General features: G+C 46.2%; 25 protein-coding genes, 1 tRNA gene and 1 pseudogene. 15 read left to right on the top strand and 12 right to left on the bottom strand.

The window, feature by feature from the left end; genetic code table 11:
- Positions 1-8 precede the first annotated feature (8 nt).
- From RWM02_RS00375 to RWM02_RS00400, 6 genes are read right to left on the bottom strand one after another with little or no spacing between them, the layout of a single operon-like run.
- Positions 9-1,259 carry a murein hydrolase activator EnvC family protein gene (locus RWM02_RS00375; protein ID WP_314068270.1) on the bottom strand — a complete coding sequence of 417 codons (1,251 nt, stop codon included), beginning with the start codon at positions 1,257-1,259 and terminating at the stop codon, positions 9-11.
- Positions 1,256-2,065 (bottom strand): cell division protein FtsX, encoded by an 810-nt coding sequence (locus tag RWM02_RS00380; protein WP_314068272.1) that lies wholly within the window; start codon positions 2,063-2,065, stop codon positions 1,256-1,258. The genes RWM02_RS00375 and RWM02_RS00380 overlap by 4 nt, the downstream gene beginning before the upstream one ends.
- A complete protein-coding gene (locus RWM02_RS00385) occupies positions 2,052-2,723 on the bottom strand; it encodes a cell division ATP-binding protein FtsE (RefSeq protein ID WP_002953262.1) in 672 nt (223 codons plus the stop codon). Before RWM02_RS00385 ends, RWM02_RS00380 begins: the two co-directional genes overlap by 14 nt.
- A complete protein-coding gene (gene trmB, locus RWM02_RS00390) occupies positions 2,707-3,882 on the bottom strand; it encodes a tRNA (guanosine(46)-N7)-methyltransferase TrmB (RefSeq protein WP_314068275.1) in 1,176 nt (391 codons plus the stop codon). Before trmB ends, RWM02_RS00385 begins: the two co-directional genes overlap by 17 nt.
- Positions 3,882-5,099 (bottom strand): fibronectin type III domain-containing protein, encoded by a 1,218-nt coding sequence (locus RWM02_RS00395; RefSeq protein WP_314068277.1) that lies wholly within the window; start codon positions 5,097-5,099, stop codon positions 3,882-3,884. The genes trmB and RWM02_RS00395 overlap by 1 nt, the downstream gene beginning before the upstream one ends.
- Positions 5,029-6,045, bottom strand: coding sequence for an RluA family pseudouridine synthase (locus RWM02_RS00400; RefSeq protein ID WP_314068279.1), 1,017 nt, complete (start codon positions 6,043-6,045; stop codon positions 5,029-5,031). Before RWM02_RS00400 ends, RWM02_RS00395 begins: the two co-directional genes overlap by 71 nt.
- Before the next feature lie 52 nt (positions 6,046-6,097).
- Between RWM02_RS00400 and RWM02_RS00405 the strand changes: the two genes are divergently transcribed.
- The 15 genes from RWM02_RS00405 to RWM02_RS00475 all read left to right on the top strand — a co-directional run bounded on the left by RWM02_RS00405 (position 6,098) and on the right by RWM02_RS00475 (position 22,261).
- Positions 6,098-7,204, top strand: a complete 1,107-nt coding sequence (locus RWM02_RS00405) for an FtsW/RodA/SpoVE family cell cycle protein (protein WP_314068281.1) — start codon at positions 6,098-6,100, stop codon at positions 7,202-7,204.
- A 79-nt stretch (positions 7,205-7,283) separates the two neighbouring features.
- Positions 7,284-7,979 carry a response regulator transcription factor gene (locus RWM02_RS00410; protein ID WP_314068283.1) on the top strand — a complete coding sequence of 232 codons (696 nt, stop codon included), beginning with the start codon at positions 7,284-7,286 and terminating at the stop codon, positions 7,977-7,979.
- Positions 7,963-9,402, top strand: coding sequence for a c-type heme family protein (locus RWM02_RS00415; RefSeq protein ID WP_314068285.1), 1,440 nt, complete (start codon positions 7,963-7,965; stop codon positions 9,400-9,402). Before RWM02_RS00410 ends, RWM02_RS00415 begins: the two co-directional genes overlap by 17 nt.
- Before the next feature lie 97 nt (positions 9,403-9,499).
- Positions 9,500-11,566, top strand: a complete 2,067-nt coding sequence (locus tag RWM02_RS00420; protein WP_314068288.1) for a cytochrome c3 family protein — start codon at positions 9,500-9,502, stop codon at positions 11,564-11,566.
- Between the two features lie 54 nt (positions 11,567-11,620).
- Complete coding sequence (locus RWM02_RS00425; protein WP_314068290.1) at positions 11,621-12,433, top strand: FKBP-type peptidyl-prolyl cis-trans isomerase N-terminal domain-containing protein; 813 nt, start codon at positions 11,621-11,623, stop codon at positions 12,431-12,433.
- 36 nt (positions 12,434-12,469) lie between these two features.
- On the top strand, positions 12,470-13,153 hold the full coding sequence (locus tag RWM02_RS00430) for a 4Fe-4S dicluster domain-containing protein (protein ID WP_314068293.1): 684 nt from the start codon (positions 12,470-12,472) through the stop codon (positions 13,151-13,153).
- Between the two features lies 1 nt (position 13,154).
- Positions 13,155-14,126 carry an NrfD/PsrC family molybdoenzyme membrane anchor subunit gene (gene nrfD / locus RWM02_RS00435; protein ID WP_314068295.1) on the top strand — a complete coding sequence of 324 codons (972 nt, stop codon included), beginning with the start codon at positions 13,155-13,157 and terminating at the stop codon, positions 14,124-14,126.
- Positions 14,127-14,145: 19 nt separating this feature from the next.
- Positions 14,146-16,842, top strand: coding sequence for a cytochrome c biogenesis protein CcsA (ccsA, locus tag RWM02_RS00440; protein ID WP_314068297.1), 2,697 nt, complete (start codon positions 14,146-14,148; stop codon positions 16,840-16,842).
- Between the two features lie 11 nt (positions 16,843-16,853).
- On the top strand, positions 16,854-17,699 hold the full coding sequence (locus RWM02_RS00445) for a tetratricopeptide repeat protein (protein WP_314068299.1): 846 nt from the start codon (positions 16,854-16,856) through the stop codon (positions 17,697-17,699).
- Positions 17,700-17,713: 14 nt separating this feature from the next.
- Entirely contained in the window at positions 17,714-18,850 is a 1,137-nt protein-coding gene (locus tag RWM02_RS00450) for a nitrous oxide reductase accessory protein NosL (RefSeq protein ID WP_314068301.1), read from the top strand.
- On the top strand, positions 18,847-19,035 hold the full coding sequence (locus RWM02_RS00455; protein WP_314068303.1) for a hypothetical protein: 189 nt from the start codon (positions 18,847-18,849) through the stop codon (positions 19,033-19,035). Before RWM02_RS00450 ends, RWM02_RS00455 begins: the two co-directional genes overlap by 4 nt.
- Positions 19,025-20,134, top strand: a complete 1,110-nt coding sequence (locus tag RWM02_RS00460; RefSeq protein ID WP_314068305.1) for an ABC transporter permease — start codon at positions 19,025-19,027, stop codon at positions 20,132-20,134. Before RWM02_RS00455 ends, RWM02_RS00460 begins: the two co-directional genes overlap by 11 nt.
- Positions 20,131-20,805 carry an ABC transporter ATP-binding protein gene (locus RWM02_RS00465; protein WP_004321767.1) on the top strand — a complete coding sequence of 225 codons (675 nt, stop codon included), beginning with the start codon at positions 20,131-20,133 and terminating at the stop codon, positions 20,803-20,805. Before RWM02_RS00460 ends, RWM02_RS00465 begins: the two co-directional genes overlap by 4 nt.
- The gene (locus tag RWM02_RS00470; RefSeq protein ID WP_314068308.1) at positions 20,802-21,755 is read left to right on the top strand and encodes a hypothetical protein; all 954 of its coding nucleotides are present in this window, start codon (positions 20,802-20,804) and stop codon (positions 21,753-21,755) included. The genes RWM02_RS00465 and RWM02_RS00470 overlap by 4 nt, the downstream gene beginning before the upstream one ends.
- Positions 21,752-22,261: a hypothetical protein gene (locus RWM02_RS00475; RefSeq protein ID WP_185898220.1), complete on the top strand. Its 510-nt coding sequence runs from the start codon at positions 21,752-21,754 to the stop codon at positions 22,259-22,261. The genes RWM02_RS00470 and RWM02_RS00475 overlap by 4 nt, the downstream gene beginning before the upstream one ends.
- A 253-nt stretch (positions 22,262-22,514) precedes the next feature.
- Here the strand turns inward: RWM02_RS00475 and RWM02_RS00480 are convergent.
- The 6 genes and pseudogenes from RWM02_RS00480 to RWM02_RS00505 all read right to left on the bottom strand — a co-directional run bounded on the left by RWM02_RS00480 (position 22,515) and on the right by RWM02_RS00505 (position 25,649).
- Positions 22,515-22,605 (bottom strand) — tRNA-Ser (locus tag RWM02_RS00480).
- Positions 22,606-22,747: 142 nt separating this feature from the next.
- A pseudogene (locus RWM02_RS00485) lies at positions 22,748-22,858 on the bottom strand (helix-hairpin-helix domain-containing protein); the annotation flags it as partial.
- 104 nt (positions 22,859-22,962) lie between these two features.
- On the bottom strand, positions 22,963-23,649 hold the full coding sequence (pyrF, locus tag RWM02_RS00490) for an orotidine-5'-phosphate decarboxylase (protein ID WP_122862001.1): 687 nt from the start codon (positions 23,647-23,649) through the stop codon (positions 22,963-22,965).
- Positions 23,646-24,041, bottom strand: a complete 396-nt coding sequence (gene nusB / locus RWM02_RS00495) for a transcription antitermination factor NusB (RefSeq protein ID WP_009492867.1) — start codon at positions 24,039-24,041, stop codon at positions 23,646-23,648. Before nusB ends, pyrF begins: the two co-directional genes overlap by 4 nt.
- 1 nt (position 24,042) lies before the next feature.
- Positions 24,043-24,513 carry a 6,7-dimethyl-8-ribityllumazine synthase gene (ribH, locus tag RWM02_RS00500; RefSeq protein WP_314068314.1) on the bottom strand — a complete coding sequence of 157 codons (471 nt, stop codon included), beginning with the start codon at positions 24,511-24,513 and terminating at the stop codon, positions 24,043-24,045.
- A gap of 17 nt (positions 24,514-24,530) precedes the next feature.
- Positions 24,531-25,649, bottom strand: coding sequence for a cation diffusion facilitator family transporter (locus tag RWM02_RS00505; RefSeq protein ID WP_314068316.1), 1,119 nt, complete (start codon positions 25,647-25,649; stop codon positions 24,531-24,533).
- Positions 25,650-25,656: the final 7 nt, after the last annotated feature.

Here is a 25,656-nt window from a genome sequence, read left to right on the forward strand (position 1 = left end):
AAAAACGGCTATTTTAAGCCGATTATCTCAAGTGGATCTATATGATAGTTTTTTTGCGTAACTTCAAAGGTGAGGTCTCGCTGAACGCGGCCGATGACATAGCCTTTTTGTACTTTAGCGCCCACTTTTACGGTAGGGGCTATCTGGCTAAGGTGAGCGTAGATAGTGTGGATGCCGTTTGGATTTTCGATAATTACGACTTTATCTAACATCGCGGTTTCTTTGGCAAAGACCACTTTGCCGTTAAACACGCTCTTTACCTTCGCATCGGCCGAATTTGCGCTAAGCACGACTGATTCGTTAAAAATTTTGATGTTATAGATAGGATCGACGTAGTTGCCGAATTTTTGCTTGACCGTAAAGCCGTCAAGCGGCGTGATCGTCTTTTCGCCGCTATATTTTTTCACGAGGCTAGTTTGATAGCTCGAGCCAAACTGCTTCACGTCGCCATCAGACGCGCTTGCGGCAACCTCGCCCTTTTTATCTTTCTTATTTTTTTGAGCTTTGGCTTCGGCCGCTTTTTGCGCGGCTAGGGCCTTTTTAGCCTCCTCGCTCTCCCTTTTTGCGACGATTTTTAGCTCTTCTAGCGTCTTTCTGATCTCATCTTGTTGGGCTTGTAGGCGCGAGAGTTGTTTTTGATAAATTTCCTTATCCCGCTTTAAATTTGCCAAAGTTTTCATCTGCTTATCTTGCAGAGAAACGAGCTCGGCTTGCTTAAATTTAAAGGTTTTTAAATTTGACTTTATCCCGTCGATCTTATCGTTTTGAGTTTTTATCAAATTTTGCGTGCTTTCATACTGCTTGGCTAGCTCGTTAAAGTCATCTTTTAGCACCGAGTTTAGCTTGCTCAAAATCTCGGTCGCGATGATGCTATCCACGCCCTCCTCGTACTCTTTTGGCATTATGAGATCGAAAGAAAACTCGTCCGAGATGATACGCACGATACTTTTTTGGATATCTTTTTGGCTTTGCGTGAGGTCCTTGTTTTGCTTTACCAGCTCGTCAAGCTCGCCGCTAGCGCTTTTAGCGCTGTTTTCTAGCTGCGCTATTTGCATGATGAGCTCTTTCATTTTATCGTCGGTTTGCTTGACGCTTTTTTCGCCGCCGAGTATGTCGCCGGCTAGGTCGTCGAGCTTTTTATTTAGCTGCTTTTCAAGCTCTTTTGAGGACTCAAGATAGGTCGTTTGATTTTTTATCTTTTCGCCCGTGCTTGCATTTAAGCAAAGCGCAACAGCCAGCAAAACGCAAATTTTTCTCATATCGCCCTTGCTTTTCTCATCACTAGATAAACGGCAAAAAAGCTAATCGCAAGCGAAACGCCCAGCAGCACTCCACCCTCGCAAAACAGATCTATTGCCGGCAAATTTATATTTAGGTCGGTAGCGACTTCTTTAACGGGCTGTAAATCCGGCAAGATAATATAAAAAACCGCCACCAAAACGGTTGCGATAAAAGAATCAAACAGCGCGGTTTTGTATAAAGCACCCGATTTTAGCCACGACGGAGCGCCAAGCAGCGTCATTATCTCGATACGCTCTTTGTGCTCATAAAGCCAAATTCGCATCTGCTTTGAGATGAGCATGAGCCCGATTAGACCGATTAGACCCGAAAATATCGCGGATATATTTTTAATCAGCTGCATGATTTTATAAATTTTATCGTGCGTTTTTGAAAAGGTCTCAACCCTGCTCACGCCATTAATCTTTGAAATTTTATCCTTTATCTCTTGCATATATTGGGTGCTCGGAAAGGCATTTAGCTTTAGCGAGTAAAATTTAGGCAAGGCATTTTGCAAAACGGCGATATTTTTAGACGATATGTCCTTAGCAAGCCTCTCTAGCACGGGCTTTGAGCTAAGCGGTTCAAGCGACTCGAAGGTATAAATAAGCGGCTTTACGTCGGTAGCATTTAGCTCGTTTTGGCTAACGATGATGATGCTATAGTCTTTGTTCATCACGGACTCGTACTCGTCCACCACTCGCCCGACTAGCAATATAAACTGAATGCCCACGAGCAGCGCCACGAGCGGGATTATCACGCTTAGATGAGTTTTAAAGGATTTCATGTAAATGTCCGTCTTCTATAACAAAATGTCTATAAGGCACTCTTAGCGAGCTTGGCACCTTGTGCGTGACGACCACGATGCAAGTGCCCAAAAACTCCTTTGCTGAGCGCAAAAGCCCCCAGATAACGTCGCTTGAATATTCATCGAGGCTACCCGTAGGCTCGTCGCAAAGCAGCAAATTTGGATTATGCGCTAGCGCTCTAGCCATCGCAGCTCGCTGCTGTTCGCCACCGCTTAGCTCGTTTGGATACTTGTGCGCTCTGTGGAGCAAATTTACGTGCTTTAAAAGCTTGGTCGCTTGATTTTTACAAACATTAGCGCTAAGGCCTTTTATCATTAGCGGCAACATCACGTTTTTTTCGATATTCCACTCGCTTATCAGGCGGTAGTTTTGAAAAACCACGCCGATGCGCTGTCTTAGTTTGTCTAGATTTTGCCCGCCAAGATTCATCATATCGGTTAGGCAGACGTTTAGCGAGCCAGCACTCGGCTTTATCTCGCCGTAAAAGGATTTTAAAAGCGTCGATTTGCCGCTACCGCTTTGCCCGGTGATAAAAACGAAATCATTAGCGTAAATGTCGAATTTCGCGTCCGTTATGAGCTTTTCGCAGCCCTCGTATCCTAGGCAAAGCCCGCTTGCGCTAATTATTTTTTGCATCCGCTAAATACTCCTTAAACGCAAGATGCGCCTTTAAATTTTCAGCCGTAACGAGCGGCTTTTTTATAAAATATTCCGCGCCTTTTTCGCCGAGCAAAACATAGCAATGCTCGGGCGCGTTAAATGCGCCAAACGCCGCACGAATCAAAATTTCGCCTTCTTTTTCGTATTTTTCCTCTAAATGCAAGAAAAAATCATCCTCTTTTATCGTTTGGTTGCTAAATTTAGCCGAGATCTTGCTCGTGTCGTAGCCGTTTTCAAATTTTAGCTCGCCCTGATCAGCTCTTGGCTCGCTTTGCTTTTCGCAGGTAAAGATAACGTCGTAAATATCTTTTTGATGCCTTTTCCAGCGGTCTTCGTACTTGCTGCTTACTTTTAGGTCGCGGTTTTTGTAAATTTGCACGTCGGCGTCTCTTAGATTTAAAATTTGAGCCAAAGTAAAGTCCGCATACTCGCGGCTATCGGTTCTTAGCTCAAATTTACCGCCCGCCTTTAGCGTTCGTTCGCACTCTAGAGCAAATTTCGCCGAGGCCACGCGCCTATGAGGAGCGTCGTCCCAAGGTACGGGAAAATGCAAGAAAATCTTATCTATAAAATTTGACTCCACAAGCGACAAAAGCAGTCTCGCGTCGCAGTTTACGAGCATGACGTTGTTTAGATTTTTGGCTTTAGCCAGCTTTGCGACCTGCTCGAGCGAGGGCTTGTAGACCTCGATACCGACGACTAGCGTATTTGGATTATTTTCCGCCTGAAATAGCAAGTGCCTGCCCGAACCAAATCCGATCTCGATAAATTTGCTCTCAAATTCGCTCTGATTTAAATTCTCAAGCAACTCGCCCACGCTAAAGATCGCCGAGTCTTTTTGCGTGAGACGCGTGTTTTTTACCGCGATGGCTTCACTTAAAATTTGATCGCAGTAAAGCTCTTTAAATTTAACCAAAGCATTTTGTAAAAGCCCTATTTTAGCAGGCTTTGTTAGCTTTTCGCCCTTTACGACCCAGCCCCCTTCGCGCTTTTTTAGCGTGATAAAAAACTCCTCGCTAGAGCTTTTGGTATAGATAAGGCTAACGCCCTGCCTGCCGCGAGCCTCCCACAAAAAGCTTATCTCGCCGCAGTCTTTTGACGTAAAATTTACGTTTTTAGCTATAAAATTGGGCATTATTCGACGGCTATCTCGGCTTTTTGAGAAGCGTCGGAGCTTATGCCGTATTCATCTACGGCGATCACTTTATAGCTGTATTTTAGCCCGTATGCTACGCTATTATCGACAAATTCGTTGCCCGTTATATTTGTAAATTTCTGCTCGCTTCCGCCACCGTCTCTTATAACGGTAAAGCTTCTAGCCTTATCAGAGGCGTTCCACGTGAGCTTAACCGCCGTACTGTCGGCTACGATAGATGATACGACCGGCGCGTCGATAGCTCCCAGCGTCATACCGATTATAGGCTCGCTAGGCTTTTTAGACTCCAGGCCGTCTTTATCGACGATGGTGATTTTATAGTATCTAGTCGCGCCGTTTTCGTTTATGAGATCCTCGTAGCTATTAGACGTAGTTTTGACGAGGTAGGTATAGGGCATATATTTGCTTGACGCGCTGTAAATTTTATAGTAGCCAAAATCGTCGCTAGCCACGCTATCCCACGTCAAAATAATCTTTTTAGGCACGTTTTGAGTAGCCTGCGCATTTACGACTTCGCTTGGTAGCTGCTTCGTCGTAGAGTCCACGATCTCGCTAGGTTTTGAGATCGTGCCGCTAGTAGTTTTTACGAAAACTCTATACTTGTAGCTTCTGCCCGACTTCACGTCGTCATCGATATACTCGGCGTTTAGTCTGCCTTTTACCTCGGCGATTTGTCTCCAGTTTTCTTTATTTATATCGGCCTTTTCGACGACGTAAGATGCCACGCGAAGGTCCGGATGCGGTCTCCAGATGAGCTTCACGCGCTCAGGTAAATTCGTAAGCGCTCTAACAAAAGGCACGGAGTCCATAAGAGGCTTGGTCGTGGTGCTAACGATCATGCCCGGGCCCGAGATTTGCTTACTCTCGTTATACGTTCTCATCTCATAAGAGTAGGTCGTCTCTGGAGCTAAATTTGCATCCACGTAGTGGCTAGCGAAGCGGTCTTTTATGTCGGCTACGACTTTCATTTTGCCGTTATTTTCGTTTGGATTTGAGCGGTATAGATAGTAGCCTGCGACGTTTGAGGTCGGAGTCGGCGTCCACTCAAAGCCCACTTCGGTCATATCGCTGATGGTTTTTAGGCTCTGGACGGTCGGCAAATTCGGATTTACTTGCGCAGGCCCGCTAGAGGATACGCATCCACTCATCACAATGGCCAAAGAGCTCGCTAAGCCCCATAAAATCAATCTTTTCATCTATATTCTCCTTGCTAAATTTGCTAAGTAAAATTTCACTAAAATCATCCCAGACGGGCGCTACGAAGCTCATTTGCCCGCCCGTGCACGGATGCGTGAAATACAGCCCGTAGGCGTGAAGCATTACTCGGCCGATTTTATCCTTTTCGCTCTTAAAACCGTATAAAGCATCGCCCAAAATATGGCGGTTTAGGCTAGCTAGATGGACTCTTATCTGATGAGTTCTACCCGTAAAAAGCTTTGCCGCGATCAAATTTACGCCCGCGTTTTTACCATGCGCCGAGCCGTCAAATTCGCTAAAAAGTAGATTTGCAAAGGCGCTTTTTGCCGCGCGACCATCCGATATGATCGCCTTTTTTAGACGGTTAGCGGGGTTTCGTCCGATAGCTCGCTCGACGGTGCAGTTTTGCTTGAGCGGCAGATCGGTTAGCGCTAGATATATGCGTCCCATGCTTTTATCGCTTAGCTGGCTTGAAAGCGCGGCGTGGGCGGCGTTATTTTTGGCTACGACGATAGCTCCGCTGGTGCCCTTATCTAGCCTGTGAACGATGCCCGCCCTACTTTGTCCGCTTAAATTTGATAGCAAAAACCCCTTTGCGCCGAGCCAGTCCACGAGTGTGGGTTCCTTAACGCTAGGAGCGGGATGGACGACCAAATTTGCCGGTTTATTTAGCACGAGCAAATCCTCGTCCTCGTAAATGATCGGCACTTCAAATTCGGCTTCAAATTTAGCCGTATCAGGCTCGCTTTGCTCAAATTTGACCCTCAAAACGTCGCCCAAATTTAACTTAGCTGATGGCTTAGTTAGCGGCTTGTCGTTTAGGCTAACCAGCCCACTTTTTATCAAATTTAGTGCTTGGTTTCTAGCGACGTTTAGCTCGGCCGCCAAAAACGCGTCAGCCCTAGCCTGCGCATCCTCTAAAATTTTGATCTCTTTTTCCGTCATTTTTAGATTTGTTTCCTTTAAAATGCTATAATCGCTTAAAAAAGGCAAATTTTTGATAAGACTCGATAGGCGAATTTTAACCCATTTTGACTTCGTTCAGCCGTTTTTGACACTTCCTATTATTATTTTATCATACATTTTGGTTTCTGAGGCAAATTCTATCCTAGCCGGCAAGCAGCTTGTCTATTTTGGCGTCGGTCTAGCGGCGTTTTTATTTTTCTTTTTACTTCCTATTCGCAAGATCTCCTGGCTCATACCGCTATTTTACTGGATTTGCATCGTTTTGCTTATTAGCGTAGATTTGTTCGGTACGAGCAAACTGGGCGCAAAAAGATGGCTCGAGTTTCCCTTTATCCACTTTACGCTTCAGCCCTCAGAGATCATGAAGCCGGCGCTTCTTTTGATGTTAGGCTACCTAATCAAACAACGCCCGCCAGAGGAAAACGGCTACGGTCTCAAGGACTTTTTGCGCCTTAGTTTTTATATCCTTTTGCCTTTCGTGCTGATTTTAAAAGAGCCTGATCTGGGCACCGCGCTGATACTACTCATCGTCGGTTACGCCGTGCTTTTTATCATCGGAGTAAATAAAAAAATTTGGGTCGCGATATTTGCCGGGATTTTGCTCTCTGTACCCGTGATCTACGAAAATTTGCACGATTATCAAAAAAAGCGCATTACCGATTTTTTAAGCGAGGAGTCCAACTATCACGTGCGCCAGAGCATCATCGCTATCGGCAGCGGCGGACTAAAAGGCAAGCCAAAAGACGAGGCGACGCAGACGCACTTTAAATTTTTACCGATTTCGACTAGCGATTTTATTTTCGCATACACGATCGAGCGATATGGATTTTACGGCGGGCTTGCGCTACTTAGCTTTTACGGCGCGCTGATAGCTCATCTGCTCAGCCTAAACTACGGGCTAAAGGATGATTATTTTACTCAGACGATGGCGTCGGGGATCGGGGTGCTTATTTTTATTTACGTGAGTATAAATATCATGATGACGATCGGCTTTGCGCCGGTGGTGGGCATTCCGCTGCCCTTTTACAGTTACGGCGGTAGCAGCTTCGTTACTTTTATGTGCCTTTTTGGGATTTTACAAAATTTGCTCGCGTTTAGGTTTGATTCGACGTATAAATTAGTACAATTTAAATTTTAGGTATTCAAATTGTACTAAATAATAATTACCCCTTAAGCTTGCTTGTGTTAGTATCGGCAAAATTTAGTACGGGAAAAAGATGCAAGATTACTCTATTTTAGATGTTTTATCCAACAAAAAAGTCCTTTGTTTAGAGGATGAACCATATATATTAAAAAACATGATCGACTCCCTCGAGCTCTTTTTTGCCGAAGTAAAAGGCGTAAGCGACGGCATAGAGGCGCTAGACGAGGCTATGAGCGGCTCATACGACGCGCTCGTCCTAGATGTCAGCGTCCCGCACATGGACGGTTTAGAGGTAGCTAAAAAGATCCGCTGTGCAAACCGCAAAATCCCGATCGTAATCATCTCAAGCCACACCGAGCAGGAGTATTTGTGGCGCGCGGTCGAGCTAAAGATCACGAGATATCTCTCAAAGCCTTACGATAAAGATACGTTTATAAAAGCGCTAGAAGACGTTGCGATGGAGCTCATCGACCATACGCCGATGTTTAGTATCAACAACGACCTCAAATACGACTTTAGTAAAAAAATCATATATATAAAGGAAGAGGCCTGTCGCCTCTCCAAAAGCGAAAGCAAGCTTTTGGAGTATTTTTTAAACAACAAAAACCAAACTATCACTTACGAGCAGCTGTTTGACTACATGTGGGAATTTGAACAGCCGACCAAAGAAGCCATCAAAACTATCGTAAAAGAGCTGCGCCGCAAGATCGGCAAGGATACAATTAGAAATTTATACGGCGTAGGATATCTATGTGAAGTCCAAATTTAAATTTATCGTCCTACTGCTCGTAGTTTTGTACGGCGCCATTACCGTTTTGGTTTTTAACTTTTACCGCGATCTTGCGTTAAAAGACGCCAGACAGGAGGCATTTTACGTACTTGATGCGATGAACGGCATACGCGACTACATCTCTACCGTCCAGCGCCCGCTCATAGATGAGTTAAAAGATCACGGCGCGATTGACAAAGACCTTTTTGATCCAAGGCTCATGTCCTCATCCTATATAACTCGTCAAATTTACAAAATCCAGCTCGCCAAAAAAAACATAAACTACGACTACAGACTAACGGCGACGAACCCGTTAAACCCCGAACACGAAGGAACAGAATTTGAAAACGAAATTTTAGAAGGATTTAAAGAGGGCAAATACGAGGTCTACTCAGACATCATCAAAGATCAAAACGCCTCGTACTTTTTCGTCGGCCTTCCGGTCAAAAACTCCCACCCGTCCTGCGTCGAGTGCCACAACATAAACAGCGCGCCTAAAAAAATGCTCGAACAATACGGAAATTTAAATAATTTCGAGGGCAAAGTCGGCGACACGATAGCGATGGTGAGCTTTAAAATTCCGGTAAAAAGTATTTTGCTTTATCATAAACAAGAATTTATCGTTAGCGGCGTGGCGATCACGGCGATATTTGCGGCGTTTTTATTTTTCGTTTATAAAATCCACAAAAGCAACGAAAAAACCAAGATGCAAAACGAGCTTTTGATGATAAATCAAAGCCGCCTAGCCTCGATGGGCGAGATGATCGGCAATATCTCGCATCAGTGGCGCCAACCTCTAGCCCAGATCAGCTCGACTTTGGTAAATTTGGAGCTTTACTCCGAGCGAGGCAAGCTAAGCGAGCAGAGGCTAAAAGAGGCCATCGAGGAGGCGAATGAGCAGGTCAAATTTATGTCCGGCACTATCGAGGATTTTAAAAATTTCTTTAATCCAAATATGCCAAAAAGCGAATTTGAGGTAAAACAGGCCATAGAACAAGCTTGTAAAATTTTAAATGCGGCGCTCAAAAGGCACGTCATAGACGTAAAAGTCGAGATAAAAGAAAATTTTACGCTTTACGGAAATATAAACGAGCTCATTCAAATTTTAATCAACGTTATGAATAACGCCAAAGAAGCATTTTTAAATGCGCCGCAAGATCGAGCGCAAGCAAATCGAATGCAAATTTTAATAATGGCCTTTTTGCAAAACGGCGAACGCACGATAACGCTTGAAAATAACGCCGGCAATATAGATAAAGCGGCGATAAATAAAATTTTTAAGCCGCATTTTACTACGAAAAAATCAGGTAGCGGGCTTGGACTATATATGAGTAAGGTAATAGCCGAAAAAAATAACGCCCGAATTTACGCGCAAAATATAAATAACGGCGTAGTATTTACTATTAAATTTAAAAATTCATAATTTATTAAATTTCCCCTTTTTTTGCCCCCTTTTTACGATAGGATTATCAGTATGAAATCTTTTTGATTTTAGATCCAAAATTTATAAGGAGGGCGCAATGAGGAATTTAAGTAAAACCTTATTAGGTTTGCTTATGGGCGTTAGCGTCTTCGCATCGCAAGCCTGTTGCGAAGAACACAACATGCAGATGTCTCAACAAGCGCGAGACGTCATAGCAAACCCAAAAGGTACGCTTCAAAGTAGAGGCGTAATATCCTTGCAAGACTACATCGTAGAAGAGCAAGAGATGTATGAGTGGCTGTTTAAAAACCACCCGATTTTCACAAAATACGGCGGTAAAACAGTCGGTAAACTGGACGTTCACGACCGTGGACTTGAGTGGCTTGCCGAAGGTCACGGCTTTGACATGTCAAAAGCCAGTAAAAGAGACGGCGGTAAAGGCTACAGCTCTATGATGTATAGGATACCTGCGGGTTCGTCTTTGCAGTTTCCTAACAAATTCGTAGGATCAGAAAAGTGCGGCGAGTGCCACCCTGCGCAGTACGAAGTATGGAGCAGATCACGCCACGCCACTACTATCCGCTTCCCCGGCGAGCACCCAGAGGTCAACAACAACCTAACCGATCCGGTATTTAGCCCAGATACTGCGTCTATCTTGCCTCAAGGTATTACTCCGGACGTTATTTACGCGACCGTAGGACACCTAAGAACGAAATTCGGCTTCGTCGATGCATGGCTACTACGCGGTACTTATCACATCGAAGGCGGTAAACTAAAAGACGGCACGGGTCAAGTCGTAGCCGGCGGTAACCAGTTCCAAAGAACTTGGGCGTTAAATTTAACCCCTGAAACAGTTAAGAAAATCAAAGATTTCGTTCCTGATTTTCCGGAAACTCTAGCTGATTACGGCGATAACGGCGGATACGTCAGAGGTCTAGCCTCATACGCCGCTAAATACAAAAAGTCAATGTTCTTCCAAGCAAACGGCTCCTACTGCGAAGTTTGCCACCCGTTCAAATTTGACTTTAAAACCAAGAAAGAGTTCTATGCCGCTCTAGGTAATGCTAAAGAGCTTCAAAAACACACTATCTCTAAAGGTGTAAGCTGTGAGGAGTGTCACGGAGCCGGCGGTCACCTTGACGGAGCTACAAACTTTAGAACATCAAACTGCGAACGCTGTCACCAAAGATTTAACTATAGCCCAGACCTAGCTCGCGCTAATCCTCTAAACCAAGGCAAGCTTGACCTATCTCTAAGCTCTAAATTTAAATCAATGGGACCAGGATGCGGATCTGAGGGTTCACAATCATACTTTACCGCTCACTACGATAAAGGTATGCGCTGCACCACTTGCCACGATCCACACGATAACACAGGTCCGGTTGTAGGCGATAAGACTATCAAGGGCGTAAACTATAACTCAGAGCAAGGCTACCTAAGTGCGCTTTACACTAAACCAAAAATCAGAAAAGATTGTCAAGATTGCCACAAAGAGCAAGCATATATCGCTTCTAGAGCCGATACGCATAAAGACAACACTTGCGCATCTTGCCATATGCCGTTCATGATGAGCTGCGAGAACTTCTACGCTATCCAGTTCCAAGATAACGCTGGATTCGATACACAAAGAAGATCTCACATCTGGAAGATCGACGTAGATCCTGCTAGAAAATCTCTAGTTGCGGGCGACGCTGCCAAAGGACCAAGAGACACTAAAGATTGGCACTTCCAAAGAGATAAAAACGGACACAACTTCGTTGACCTAATGTGGGCGTGCGCTAGAACGTCTTGGGCCGATAAAGATATGCAAGATACTAAAGGCTGCCACAGCCCTGTTCTATCTGAGCTAAAACCTACCCTACACTTCAAGAACCAAAAACAGGTTTACGATGAGGTTATGGGCTGGCAAACCCCTGTTAAAAACGACTTCTCTCAAGTCAAAATCGGTATCGAGGGACTTTACGCTATCTTAGAAACTAAGAAACTAAGCCCTAGCGATAAGACAAGAGTTTATGAGCTAATCGAAAAAGCGCAAGACACAGTTGACTTGCTACAAAAAGACGGCTCATGGGGTATGCACGGCTTTAAATACACAAAACAAAGACTCGATGCTTCTAAAGAGTACATCAAAGAAGCCCAAAGAATCATAAACAACAATTTATGATGAGATTATGGACGCCGCGATTTTGCGGCGTCCAAATTTAATAAGGTAAAATTTATGCGTTTTAAACTTAGCAAAAACCCGCTTTTAGCTCTCTGCCTAACGGCCGGCTGCGTTTTGTGCGCTAGCGCGGCGGATAAAGAGGCGATGACGCAAGAGCAAAAAGAATCATACAGCATCGGAATTTCAACCGGAACCTATATATCCGCACAACTAAAAAAACAAGAAAGCCTAGGCGTTAAATTTGACAGCAAGGCTCTTTTAGACGGCTTTGCCGACGCCTTTAAAAACGAAAAAAAACTAACCGACGAAGAGATTATCTCTCTACTAAACCAAAGAGACGAAAAACTAAATAAGCTAACCCAAGACGCGCTAAAAAAAGCGCTTGAAAAAAATTTAAAAGAGGGTGAAGAATTTATGGCGAAAAACGCCAAAAACAAAAAGGTCAAAACGACTAAATCAGGGCTTCAGTACGAAGTCATGGCCGTCGGCGACGGCGATAAGCCAAGACCCGAGAGCGTCGTAGCGCTAAACTACAAAGCCTACCTCATAAACGGCAAAGTTTTTGACGATACGTACTCTAGAAACGAGCCTGCGATTCTTTCTATGGTAAATTTAATAGACGGCCTACAAGAGGGCCTCATGATGATGAACGGTAACTCAAAATATAAATTCGTCATCCCGTCTCACCTAGCTTACGGAGACGAGGGCGCGGACGAGATACCGGGCGGCTCGACGCTGATTTTTGAAGTCGAGCTAGTAAAGGCGCTAAAACCTGGCGAGCTAGCCGGCGCAGCCAAAAAACTAAGCGAAACTCAGCCGCGAAATTTCCATGGCGCGCATAGCCACGGAAGTAGCGTTGTTAGATAAATTTAGGATATTTAATCCATACGGATGGAGAAGAATATGAAAGAGCAAAATACAAGAAGGACGTTTTTTAAATTCCTTGCTTCTGGTGCGGCGGTTGCGGGAGCGACTAGCGTACTGGGCAAGAGTATAAATTTAGACGCCCCTACGGAAAACGGCAAAAAGCCGCACTACGGCATGATCTTCGATCAGAACAAATGCGTCGGCTGTACCGACTGCGAGGTCGCCTGCCAAAAGGTAAATTTGGTCCCAAAAGGCCAAATGAGGCTTTTTATCCAGGATAAAACCGATCCGCTCAATTTGAAAGAAAAGCGCTATGTTAGAGTATCTTGTCAGCAGTGCGAGGACGCGCCGTGCGTGACCGTTTGCCCGACCAAAGCCTGTCACAAGGACGAAAAAACTGGCATCACGACGATGAACACCGACGATTGCATCGCCTGTAAATACTGCATCGTAGCCTGTCCTTACGACGTGCGCTTTATAAACCACGAAACGAGAGCCGCAGAGAGCTGCAACTTCTGCTTGGATACGAATTTAAAAGACGGCCACGAGCCTGCCTGCATCGAGGCGTGCAGATACGAGGCGATCGTGTTCGGCGATCTAAACGACGAAGAGTCACACATCAGCAAGCTACTTCGCGTAAAAGATAGCCTGCGAATGCATCCTGAGTGCGGCACGAAGCCGAGCCTGCGTTATATTCCTGCGGTTAAATTGGGGGTGTGATATGAACGGAGCTATAAATTTCACTGCGACCTTCTCGCACGGCGTTGAGTGGGGCTGGCCGATCGCGGTTTATCTTTTGCTAGCGGGTATGAGCGGCGGCGCTTTGATAGTCGCGATCCTCGTTAAGCTTTATAAAAAGCAAACCGAAAGCACGCCGCTGTTTAAGGCTGCGTCGTTGTTATCTTTCGTAACGATCCTTCTAGGTATGGTTTGTCTGGTGGCCGACCTTGAGAGGCCGCTACTTTTTTGGAAAATTTTGATTAATTATAACTTCACATCGGTTATGTCCGTGGGCGTGGCAGCGCTTTGCGTCTATATCCCGCTTACTTTCGTAGCCTGCCTTTATGCGTTTAAAGCTGATCTTAGCGGATTTTTATCGCACAGACTTACTTTTTTAAAAGGGCTTTTCACGCTGGTAATGAAAATTTTAAACGCGCTTCGCCCGCTGCTTCTTGCGCTTACTCTTGTTTTTGCGGTTGCGATCTGCGCCTATACGGGCTTTTTGATCTCGGTTTTAGTTAGATTTCCTATCCTTAATACCGCCGTTTTACCTGCGCTTTTCGTGGCGTCTGGACTATCTGCGGGTATCGCGGGCTCAAGCCTGATAGCCGCGCTTTTCTTTAAAGCAGACCCACACGGCGGCGATCTAAAAACCTTGCACGCGGTCGAGTGGCCGGTTTTAGCGATGGAAATTTTACTAATCGGCATGATTTTCGTCTCGCTAATCACCGGAAGCGACGTACAAAAAGCTGCAAGCGTTGCCTTTAGCGAGGGAATTTACGCTCAGCTATTTTGGCTAGGCGTCGTGGGCATAGGATTTTGCGTACCGCTAGTTTTAAATTTCGCACTGGGCAAAAAGATCGCTCACACCGCATTTGCGTTCTACGTTAGCGCGCTTGCTAGCGTGGTCGGAGTATTACTTCTTAGAATGTTTATACTATACGCAGGTCAAACTTACGATATAATAATGTAAAAAACTCGGAGAGGCGATTTTGGGCGTAAATTTATTTAGATTTTTCACTTCTTACAAATTTGCGCTCTGCCTCCTCTTTATCCTTGCCGCAGGTGCCGGCGTCGCAACCTTCTTAGAGAGCATTTACGATACGCAAACGGCTAAAATTTTAGTCTATGAGGCGCGCTGGTACGAGTGCGTCATGAGCGTGCTCTCGCTTTGCTTACTCGCTATCATCGTAAAAACCAAAATGTGGCGCCGCTTCGGTTCATTCGTACTTCACGCGGCATTTATCGTCATCTTTATCGGCGCGGCTTTGACGCGGTATCTGGGCGCCGAGGGCGTGCTGCACGTAAGAGCGGGCGAGAGCGGAAACGAGATGGTGAGCGTCAAGCCGTTTTTGCAAATACGCACAAAAGACGCATTTTTCGAGTATCCGCTAAATTTATCCCAAATCGGCGATAATAATTTTAGCTTCACGCAAAGTATAAATTCCAAAAATTTCACCGTCAAATTTGACTCGTATAAACCCGCGCCCAAAGGCGAGCGAGGCACTCTCGTAGTAAAAGCCAGCTTTGAAGGGCAGCGCGAGCAAACGGCTAAAATCCACGGCGGCGCAGGCTGGCTGGGCGAGCCTAGCACGCTAAATTTTGACGGCGAGGAGATAATGCTAACTTGGGGTTCAAAGCTAGTTAGCTTGCCGTTTTCGATAAAGCTTATTAAATTTGAGCTTGAACGCTACCCCGGCTCGCAAAGCCCGTCCTCCTACTCTAGCGACGTAGAGGCGCTCTCAGACGCTGGCGAGGTTTTAACGAGATATAAAATTTACATGAATCATCCGCTAAATTTGCAAGGCTTTAAGCTCTTTCAGTCATCCTACGACGCGGACGAGCAAGGCACGGTGCTGGAGGTCAACCGCGATCCTGGTAAAATTCCTACCTACGTCGGATATTTCTTGCTTTGCGTCGGCGTCATCGGCAACTTTTTTACCAAAAAAAGCCGCTTTTTAAAACTCATAAATTTCATCAAAAATACCCGATTTTCGCTCGTTGCGGCCTTTGTCGCGCTTGGTTTTTTAAATTTTAACGCAAACGCGGCCGAACAAAACGAGAGTGAGATTTTAAAAACTTTCGCCGCAAATACCGCCGCTCACGCTAACGGCGAATTTGCAAAGCTTCTCGTACAAGACTACGCGGGCAGGATAAAGCCGCTTAGCACCGAAGCGGGCGAAATCGTAAATAAAATCTCGGGCACGGACTCGCTTTACGGCCTAAGCGCAGAGCAAATCGTGCTTGGGATGAATCTAAATCCCGCGCTATGGCAAGAGATCAAAATCGTAAAGATAAAAAACGACGAAATCAAAAAAATGCTAAATTTGAGCGGAGATTACGCGAGCTTTAGGGATGCGTTCGACGCAAACGGCGAGTACAAACTAGCCGCGCAGGTCGAAGCCGCGAACGAAAAACCGCTCTCCAAACGAGGCACGCTCGATAACGACCTCATAAAATTCGACGAGCGGCTAAACATCGCCTATCTCACGTTTAAGGGCACGTTTTTTAAATTTATCCCGGCGGCGAACGACCCGCAACACGCGTGGCTCTCGCCAAACGACGCCTTTAACGACGAGCGAGTCGCTCTAGAAGCAAAAAACATGCTAAATGACTATCTCATGGGTCTGCAAGAGGGCATCGCGGATAACGACTGGAGCAAGGCGGACTCCGCGTTAGCCGCGCTAAGAAACTATCAGCGAGCCGCTTCGGGCGAAATTTTACCTAGCGTTAGCAGGGTTGATGCCGAGGTCTTTTATAACCGCGCTTCGGTGTTTAAAAAGCTCGTTTATTTCTACTGGATTTTGGGCTTTGCCGCGCTTTTGCTAGGGCTTGCTTCGGTATTTTTATCTAGAAGGATTTTGCCGCTTGAGCGAGCGATTTTAGCGGCGTTCGTGCTAGGTTTTGCGGTGCATACGGCGGCCTTGGCGCTACGCTGGTACGTCTCGGGGCATGCGCCTTGGAGCGATAGCTACGAATCGATGATCTACATCGGCTGGTCGGGAGCGCTAGCGGGGATGATATTTTTTAGGCGTTCGCTGCTTGCGCTTGCGGCGGCTGCGCTACTAGCGGGTATCGTGATGCTGGTAGCTCACATGAGCTTCGTAAATCCGCAGATAACGAATTTGGTCCCGGTGCTAAAGTCTTATTGGCTCAGTATCCACGTCTCAGTCATCACGGCTAGCTACGGATTTTTGGGCCTTGGCTGCGTGCTTGGGCTTATCGCGCTAGGACTCATGGCGTTCAAAAACAAAGCCAACGAAACGCACCTAAACGAACAGATCAGATATATCGCAGCCATAAATGAAGCAAGCCTCATCATCGGTCTTTGCTTGCTAACGCTTGGAAATTTCTTCGGCGGAATCTGGGCGAACGAGAGCTGGGGGCGCTACTGGGGCTGGGATAGCAAGGAGACTTGGTCGTACGTATCGATCCTAGTTTATGCTATCGCGCTGCACCTGCGCTTTATCCCGAAGCTAAATTCACTCTACGTATTTTTGATCGCATCGGTGTTTTCTTACGCTTCGATCGCGATGACTTATTTTGGCGTAAATTTTTACCTAACGGGCATGCACTCTTATGCCAGCGGAGATTTGCCGCCGGTGCACATTAGCGTCTATATCGCGCTTAGCTGCATGCTTTTGATAGCTGCGCTAGCCTTTAGAGGGCGCGACGTAAAAACGATTTAAAAGGAGAAAAAATGTATAAAAAACTACTAATGGCGGCGGTTTTATGCGCTAGCGCAAACGCGGGCTTTATCCAAGAAGGCATGCAGGCCCAGCAAAGCGGCGACCATAAAAAGCTCATAGAAATCTACGAAAAAGCCTGCCGCGAAGAGAACAAGGCTTCGGGCTGCTATAATCTTGCCGTGGTGTATTTCGAAGGTACTGGCGGCGTGGAGAAAAACTACGAAAAATCTATAAATTTATACCAAAAAGCTTGCAACGCTAAATTTGCGCTTGCTTGCAACAACCTAGGCTACATCTACGAAAGCGGCAGCGGAGCGACGCAGGACTTCGCCAAGGCCGCTGCATACTACGAAAAAGCCTGCGAAGATAACGAAGGCTGCACTTCGCTAGGACTTCTTTACGCAAACGGCGCGGGCGTCAAAACCGATATCAAAAAGGCAATCTCGCTCTACACCAAAGCCTGCGACTACGGCGATATGATGGGCTGCAATAATCTAGGCTACCTACACCTTGAAGGCATGGGCGTAGAAAAAGACTACGTCAAAGCAAAAGCCTTTTATGAAAAGGCCTGCGCGGGCGGCGTGGGTATCGGCTGCGACAACCTCGGCTTTTTGTATGCATTCGGCCAAGGTACGGAGCAAGACTACGCCAAAGCTAAAGAATTTTACGAAAAATCCTGCGCCCTAAACTACGACAAAGGCTGCAACAACCTAGCCATAATGTACGCCGAGGGCAAAGGCGTCGCGGCCGATGTCGCCAAGGCTAAAGAGCTCTTTGACAAAAGCTGCGCAAAAGGCCTAAAAGTCGCGTGCGAGAATGCGGAGTTTTTAAAACCGGAAACAAATAAAACTAAATAATTTAAGGAGATAATATGATTTTACGTTCTATTTTGGGTTCGGCGCTATTAGCGGCGCTACTTTTCGGAGCCGAAGCAAACGAGCAGGCCGGCAAGATGAAGCCGATGTTTCAAAGCGTAGATCCAAGCAAAGCTACGCTAGTAGGAAGCGGCGAGGATAAAGAGTACTGCGCCGTTTGCGGCATGAATTTGGTTAAATTTTATAAAACTAACCATGTTGTAAACGGCAAGCAAGTAGCTTCTCTGCACTGCTTGTACGAGCTAACGGAGGGAAAAATCCCAAGCGACGCGCAGGTTGTTGATACGAAAAATCTAAATTTGATCGATGCGAATAAAGCCTTTTACGTAGTCGGCAGCAAGATCGGCGGTACGATGACTAGAAATAGCAAATACGCCTTTTCAACCGAGGCCGACGCAAAAGAGTTCCAAGCCGAAAACGGCGGCGAGATAATGGACTTTGCCAAAGCATACGAGATCGCTGGACAGGACTTTGAGGGCGATAACAAGATGATCAAAGCCAAACGCGAAGGCGGCGTTTACGCGCACGGCAAGGAATTTTACGAAGCAAACTGCGAGAAAACGGATCCAAAAAGCTTTAAAGCCATCTCCGAGCTAAAAGCCCACCTCAAAAAAACATGCGACGCAAAGGGCGCTAGCAAAGCCCCTGAATACGACAAACACCTGCAAGCCGCCGCTTTGTATCTATGGGACGCTCCGGCAAATTTAGGCTCGAGCGATCAAGCCTCAAAATCTAAGCAAAAAACGCAAAAAGCCGAGAGAATCGTCGTGCCAAAAGGCGCTCGCTGCCCAGTTTGCGGTATGCTAATCGGCAAAAACCCGCAGTGGGCGACGATGATGAAGACGGACAAAGAGGAGCTTTACTTTGACGGCGTCAAGGACATGATGAAGTATTATTTCGAAAAAGGCAAAAAAGACGATCAAATTTTCGTTAGCGACTACTATAAGCTCAACAAAATCGACGCTAGAACCGCCTACTACGTAACCGGCTCAAACGTACTCGGACCTATGGGCAACGAGCTCATACCGTTTGCCAGCGAAGAGGACGCTAAGACCTTCGCCAAAGACCACGGCGGTAAACAGATAGTCAAATTTGACGAGATCACGACTCTTTTAGTAGAGAGGTTGATGTGAGGCTCATCTGCGTTTTAGCGGGCTTTTTTGCGATCCTTTACGTTTGTATCGGGGCGCATTATCTAGGTTACGATAGAGCGGACAAGGAAGCTCAGCTAAATTTGATCCAAAAATCCGTCAAAGACGCGCAAATTTCAACGAATTTTATTTCAAGAGAGTACGGGAAGTTTGTCTATGCCGAGTAAAAATTTTATCGATTACGCAGTTACGCTGCTCTATAAAGACCGCGCCGATCACGCTTTTAGCTTTTTTATCTTCGCTTTTATCGTGTTTATCTTAAGCGCGGTTCTTTTCGTCTCAAGCTCCATCCAAAGCGACCTTACGAATTTGATCCGCTCAAAACCGGAAGTCGTCGTCGAAGCTCTGCGCGCGGGCAAGCGCGACCTCATGCACGACGGCTACATCTACGACGTCTCAAAGATCGCGGGCGTAGCTAGCGTAGAGGGCGCGGTCGAGGGAGAGTACTATTTCGCGCAAAAAAGAGTCTGGTTTCACATCGTCGGCGACGAAAATTTAGACGAAAACGAGATGATCGTGGGCGAAGGCGTGAAAAAAGAGATGGCGGAGCTTTATTACGAGGACGTTTTTAACTTTTTAACCGAAGAAAAAATGATCCCGATAAAGATCAACAAAACCGCGCCGCATGAAACGGGTATCGTCTCAAACGACGTCATCTATATGAATCCCACCACCGCGCGCGAAGTGCTAAGCCTTAAAGAGGGCGAATACACAAGACTCTACGTCGAAGTGCCAAACGTAAACGAGATCAGCGAAGTGGCCCTAAAGATCCAAAACGTCTATCCAAACACCGAGGTTACGAGCATCGAGGACGGAGTAGCCAAAATAAGGCACCTTTACTACTACAAAGGCGGCATTTTCATGGTGCTTTACGTCGTGGCGATGGTTTCGTTTTTCATCCTACTGAAAAATCAAATTTCGCTCGCTTACGGCGAGAAGAAAAAGGAGATCGCGATATTGCGCAGTATCGGTTTTAGCGTTAGAAATATCATCGCGCTTAAATTTATCCAAAACATCGTCGTTTCTTTTAGCGCCTATTTGCTAGGCGTCGCGGGAGCGTATCTCTACGTGTTTTTATTCGGCGCGCCGTTTTTACGCGATATATTTTTAGGCAGCGAGGTGGCGAATTTTACCGATTTCACGCCGATCATCGACTTTAACATGCTGTTTTTGATCTTCGTTTTTAGCGTGATTCCGTTTTTGGCATTCGTCATCATCCCGTCGTGGCGCATAGCCGTTAGCGACATGAGCGAGGCGGTAAAATGAACGCGATAGAAGTAAAAAATCTATGTAAAATTTACAATCAAAACAAACCCAACGAATTTCACGCTCTTAAAAATATAAATTTGACGGTAAAAAGCGGCGACCTAGTTATCCTAAAAGGCGTCAGCGGTAGCGGCAAAAGCACGCTGCTAGGCATTCTAGGAGCACTTAGCAAACCAAGTAGCGGAGAAGCGCTGATCAACGGTCGCAACGTCTCAAAACTACCAGACATCATGAGTTCAAATTTTAGACATAGCGAGGTTGGGTTTATATTTCAGTCCTTTAACCTGATCGAAGGCCTTAGCGTCTATCAAAACGTACTAGCGCCGCTAAGCCTAACCAGTCTTAAAAAAGCCGAGCTAAATTCGCAAATCGATCGCGCGCTAAATCTCGCCAACATCGCGCACAAAAAAGATCAAATCATCTCAAAACTAAGTGGCGGCGAGAAGCAGCGATGTGCGATAGCAAGGGCTCTAGCGATGGATCCTAGCGTCATACTGGCCGACGAACCAACGGCAAATTTGGACAAACAAAACTCACTCATCTTCATCGAAATGCTGAAAAAATTTAAAGAGCTAAAAAAGACCGTCGTCGTTGCCACGCACGACATTTTGTTTGACGATCTGGACTTCGTGGACGGCTACGTGAGGATGCAGGACGGAGAGATGCTGTGAGCGTATTTTTATCGGACGTTGTCATCGCGTTTTTACTGATCGAGCTTATAATCATTGTTTTAATGGGTATTTCGCAGTATTTCGTCGTGCGCATCATGCGCCTGTGGGACTTTAACTCGACGTCAAATTTACAATACGACCTCGAAAAACGCAACTACCTCGTAAATACGATTTTATTTTTCGCCGTAGTTTGCAAGATCGTTTTGTTCGTATTTTTCGCGCTATCTCTAAACGAGCTAGCAGACGTAGTGCCGGGCGCCATGTGCTCGGCGGGCGTCATCGGATCAAACGAATTTGGCGGCATTTTGCTACTGCTAAAACTGCTACTTATCTTTGGCTTTGGACTGTGGCTCATCATAAATTCGCTTGATTTAAAGGCGACGAATTTTCCGTATTTAAAGCGAAAATACGTCATCTTTACCGCGCTTTTCATCGGCGTTTTGGTTGAATTTACCGCTGAGATTTTGTTTTTTAGCAACGTACCCTTAAAGGTGCCCGTCTTTTGCTGCTCGGTCGTATTTCAGGCGCCAAAACTGCCGTTTGGCTACACAAAGTTAAATTTGGTCGTCTTTTACTACGCCGTTTTTGCGGTCATTTTGACGCTAAATTTGCTCAAACAGACGATGGCGAGCTTTGTTTGCAACCTGCTGTTTTTATTTATCGCATACTACGCAATTACTTATTTTTTCGGGCTTTACGTCTACGAACAGCCAAATCACAAATGCCCGTACTGCATGCTAAAGGGCGAGTATTTTTACGTCGGCTACCTTATCTGGGGTTCGCTGTTTTTGGGCATTTTCTACGGCATATCGGCGTTTTTGGTCGAGCTAATCGTGAAAAAACCTTACGAGCATTTGCTCAAAATTTCCTCTTTTTGGCTGATCGTAAATGCTCTTGTTTGCAGCTTTTTCGTCGCTAAATACTACCTTTTGCGAGGAGTTTTATTATGATAAGGCAAATTTTCGCCGCCGTGCTACTTATCGGCGTGGTGGCGCTGCTCGCGTTTTCAGTGGATACTAGCGAGGGCAAAATCGTAGTTCGCCACGGCAATGTAGAAAAAAAGCCGCTAGAAATCGAGCTTGGCAAATACCTCTGCTTTGAGAGCAAGGTGCTCATCAGCGACCTAAACAACACGGCTCAGGCGGTGATGCCAAACGGCGATACGTACTTTTTCTACGACATCTCAAACTCATTTACGTGGCTCATGCGGCAAAAGAACAAAGACGACGTCGTGCTGTGGGTCTATTCGCAAGATACAAGCCGCTATATCCTGGCTAAAAACGCCTGGTACTCGCGCGTAGATATCACTCCGATGGGATACGGCATCGGCGCGTACGAATACCACGTTTACGGCATCAACGATAACTATTTCGAGGACGTCATGCTCTATGCCGCACGCGGCGAAACGCTGATAAATCCGCTCATCTTTATCTTACTTTCGGAGAATAAAATTTAGCCTTAAGCCAGTTGGCTATTTGATTCTCCGAGGTGCACAATATGACTGCATTTATGCACCTTAAGCTACTAATACAACAATCTAGACCCTGCTTAAAAATAAATTTTTTCTATTTATTGTCAAAAAATACAGACAACAAGCACACAAAATATCTAGTAGTCGCCGTACGATATTATTTATTTTTAATATCCATCAAAAACATAGTGATTTAAAATTGATTGCTAAAGTAAAAAGAAATTTAAGAAAAAATCGGTGGCGGACAGAGAGGGATTTGAACCCTCGAGCCCCGGTTAGAAGCTGCACCCTTAGCAGGGGTGTGGTTTCGGCCACTCACCCATCTGTCCCAAAAAAGAAACCGCATTATAATTAAATACCGCTGATATCTTGCTTAAATTTGCGTTTTCGCGCCTGCCGCCCTCCCGCAGAAAAATAGCCGCGCAAAATTTGATCGAGTTTAAACAGCTCGCGCGTATCAAATTTGCAAATTTAATCCTTCCAGAGCCACCATTTTAGCTTGGCATTGTCGGGATGGGGCGTGCTGGCGTAGTAACAGACCATGCGGTAAACATAGAGGATGCACCTGTCGCTGCCGCGCCCGGTCGTCGTTCAGGTCGCGTTTTTGCGATGATTTAATTAAAATTTATTGCACGCAAAAACCAGACCAAAATCATTTGAGACTAAAATTTATGCAAGCTTTGACTCTAAATTTGATCCAAAATCCGCTTGCAAATTTCGCGCGGATCGGCGCTTTGATAGATCGGACGACCGACTACGATAAAATCCGCCCCCGCCTCGCGCGCGACGCTCAGATCCGCCACTCGTTTTTGATCCCCCGCACTCTCGCCAAACGGCCTCACGCCAGGGCAGAGCGTGATAAAATTTGCGCTTGTGGCGTCCTTTATCAGGCGGCTCTCGAACGCCGAGCAGACCATGCCGTCAAGCCCCGCTTCGTAGCTCATCACGCTAAATTTGCGCACGGCGTCGTCCAAATTTTGCTCGTAAACCGCGCTAAATTCGGTCTCGTCAAAGCTAGTTAGCGCAGAGACCGCGAGCACTAGCGGACGCGAAGCTAGCCTATCCAGTCGCTCCATCACCATAGCCATCGCGCGCTTGCCGCTACTTGCGTGCACATTTATCATATCTACGCCGATTTTAGCGATCTCCTCGGCGGCGTCCGCCATCGTATTTGGGATGTCGTAGAGCTTTAGATCGAGGAAAATTTTAAAATTTCTGAGCTTTTTTAGCTCCTCGATAAAGCCCGCTCCGTCGCGCAAATAGGCTCGCAAGCCCACTTTTAGCCAAATTTTATCCGCAAAGTCCGCAAGCCCCTCCGCTAGCTGCAAACACTCCTGCTTCGAGCCCAGATCAAGCGCGACGCAGAGCTTCACAGATCGGCCTTTAGCGCGTCTAGCACGCCGTTTATAAATTTCGGTGCCGAGTCGCCGCCCAGCTCCTTGCCAAGCTCGATACCCTCGTTTATGATGACGGCCTTATCGGTCGGGGTAAATTTCATCTCGTACGCCCCCAGCCTAAGCACGGCGCGCTCGATACTGCCGATCTCGTTTATTTTCCACTCTTTTAGGCGCGCGTTTAGTAGCCCGTCAAGCTCATCCGCATGCTCCAAAATGCCGTGAAAAAGCGACAGTGCGAGGCTTCGCTGATCGTTTCTGATCTTTTTTTCTTCTAAAAACTCCTCGACGAACTCCTCGCTGCAACTACCCATTTCGCGTGCGTATAGTAGCGAAACGACGGCTTGTCTGACCTGATGACGAGTCGCCATTTTACGCCTCCAAATTTTTATACAAGCTTAGCATCTCGATCACGCCGGTCATCGCTTCAAAGCCCTTGTTTCCGGCCTTTGAGCCCGCTCGCTCGATGGCTTGCTCGATGCTATCTACCGTTAGTACGCCAAAGGTCACCGGTTTGCCGTACTTTAGCGTGACGTTTGCGATGCCCTTGGTGGTCTCGGCGCTAACATAGTCAAAATGAGGCGTAGAGCCGCGGATAACCGCTCCCACGCAGCAAACGGCGTCAAATTTGCCGCTAGCTAGCGCCTTTTCAAGCGCCATCGGTATCTCAAACGCGCCCGGCACCAAAATGAGGCTCAAATTCGCCTCGTCGCCACCGTGACGCAAAAACGCATCCCTCGCGCCCTCTACCAAGCGGTCTGTGATGATGTGGTTAAATCTCGCGTTAATGATAGCGATCTTCTCGCCGCCTTTTAGAGCCAAATTTCCTTCGATTATTTTCATGTCTGCTCCTTAAATTTCTATCCGTTGTAGTCCGTGTCACGCGTGATGATGACCTTGTAGCTAGGGTAGGCGCTGCTTACTTGCGATAAAATTTCGCGGTAGAGTGCCGAGCTATCTGGCGCGTTAAAGTCTATGACGATATCAAACGTGATCGTATTTGTCTCTTTATTTATGTAAAATCCATGCATTTGCTTGATAAATTTATGCCCAAAAACTATCTTTTCGACGTTTAGCCTTGTTGCGTTATCCTCTTTGTTAAATGCATAGATGCCAATGGTATCTAAAACAATGTTAAATTTCGCAAAAATTTCATTTTGTATTCGCCTAGTAAGCGCGTCTATCTGCGCGGCATTCATATCGTGCGCCACCTCTATATGCACGCTGCCTAGCTTCTTGTCTGGGCCGTAATCGTTAAATATAAGATCATACGCCCCAAGCACGCCGTCAAACGAGCCTATGCACTCATAAATTTGCGAGCTGTCGCTGTTAGGCATCCTCGCGCCTAAAATTTTATCTATCGCGTCACGTAAAATTTCAAGTGCCGCCTTGATAAGAAGTAGCGATATGATCACGCCAAGATATGCCTCAAGGCTAACGTCAAAAAACACAAAGACCAACGCCGCCAAAAGCGTACCAAGCGAGATAAGAGCGTCAAATTTCGCATCCACTCCGCTTGCTATGAGCGAGTCGGAATTTACGCTTTGTCCGACTCTTTGCGTGTAAAGACCAAGCGCAAATTTGACCGCAACCAAAACGGCGATCAAAACAAGCGAGATAGTATCGTAGTTTGGGGTGCTTGGCGAGATGATTTTTTTAGCCGACTCGACCACTGAAGTGCCGCCCGTATAAAGTATGATCACGCCTATAACGATAGCCGTTAGATACTCCACTCTGCCGTAGCCAAACGGATGCTCTTTGTCAGGGCTTTTCCCGGCTATTTTTATGCCGACAATGGTAATGACCGACGAGAGCGCGTCGCTTAGGTTATTTACCGCATCTAAGATGATAGCGATCGAGCCGCTAGCAAAGCCCACTACCGCCTTTATAGCCGCTAAAATGGCATTTGTCACTATGCCTATGAGGCCTGTTTTTACGATGGTTTTATCTCGCGACGTGACCTGCTCTACTACCTCCAAATTTGCC

This window comes from Campylobacter showae (assembly GCF_963515975.1).
GTDB lineage: Bacteria > Campylobacterota > Campylobacteria > Campylobacterales > Campylobacteraceae > Campylobacter_A > Campylobacter_A showae_F.

Excerpts from the sequence above, each read along its gene's own strand:
- nusB (WP_009492867.1), bottom strand. The coding sequence starts at position 24,041 with ATGGCGACTCGTCATCAGGTCAGACAAGCCGTCGTTTCGCTACTATAC.
- ribH (WP_314068314.1), bottom strand. The coding sequence starts at position 24,513 with ATGAAAATAATCGAAGGAAATTTGGCTCTAAAAGGCGGCGAGAAGATC.
- RWM02_RS00375 (WP_314068270.1), bottom strand. The coding sequence starts at position 1,259 with ATGAGAAAAATTTGCGTTTTGCTGGCTGTTGCGCTTTGCTTAAATGCA.
- RWM02_RS00475 (WP_185898220.1), top strand. The coding sequence starts at position 21,752 with ATGATAAGGCAAATTTTCGCCGCCGTGCTACTTATCGGCGTGGTGGCG.
- RWM02_RS00410 (WP_314068283.1), top strand. The coding sequence starts at position 7,284 with ATGCAAGATTACTCTATTTTAGATGTTTTATCCAACAAAAAAGTCCTT.
- RWM02_RS00445 (WP_314068299.1), top strand. The coding sequence starts at position 16,854 with ATGTATAAAAAACTACTAATGGCGGCGGTTTTATGCGCTAGCGCAAAC.
- RWM02_RS00380 (WP_314068272.1), bottom strand. The coding sequence starts at position 2,065 with ATGAAATCCTTTAAAACTCATCTAAGCGTGATAATCCCGCTCGTGGCG.
- RWM02_RS00450 (WP_314068301.1), top strand. The coding sequence starts at position 17,714 with ATGATTTTACGTTCTATTTTGGGTTCGGCGCTATTAGCGGCGCTACTT.
- RWM02_RS00385 (WP_002953262.1), bottom strand. The coding sequence starts at position 2,723 with ATGCAAAAAATAATTAGCGCAAGCGGGCTTTGCCTAGGATACGAGGGC.
- RWM02_RS00465 (WP_004321767.1), top strand. The coding sequence starts at position 20,131 with ATGAACGCGATAGAAGTAAAAAATCTATGTAAAATTTACAATCAAAAC.
- RWM02_RS00400 (WP_314068279.1), bottom strand. The coding sequence starts at position 6,045 with ATGACGGAAAAAGAGATCAAAATTTTAGAGGATGCGCAGGCTAGGGCT.
- RWM02_RS00420 (WP_314068288.1), top strand. The coding sequence starts at position 9,500 with ATGAGGAATTTAAGTAAAACCTTATTAGGTTTGCTTATGGGCGTTAGC.
- RWM02_RS00425 (WP_314068290.1), top strand. The coding sequence starts at position 11,621 with ATGCGTTTTAAACTTAGCAAAAACCCGCTTTTAGCTCTCTGCCTAACG.
- RWM02_RS00430 (WP_314068293.1), top strand. The coding sequence starts at position 12,470 with ATGAAAGAGCAAAATACAAGAAGGACGTTTTTTAAATTCCTTGCTTCT.
- RWM02_RS00460 (WP_314068305.1), top strand. The coding sequence starts at position 19,025 with ATGCCGAGTAAAAATTTTATCGATTACGCAGTTACGCTGCTCTATAAA.
- nrfD (WP_314068295.1), top strand. The coding sequence starts at position 13,155 with ATGAACGGAGCTATAAATTTCACTGCGACCTTCTCGCACGGCGTTGAG.
- trmB (WP_314068275.1), bottom strand. The coding sequence starts at position 3,882 with ATGCCCAATTTTATAGCTAAAAACGTAAATTTTACGTCAAAAGACTGC.
- RWM02_RS00395 (WP_314068277.1), bottom strand. The coding sequence starts at position 5,099 with ATGAAAAGATTGATTTTATGGGGCTTAGCGAGCTCTTTGGCCATTGTG.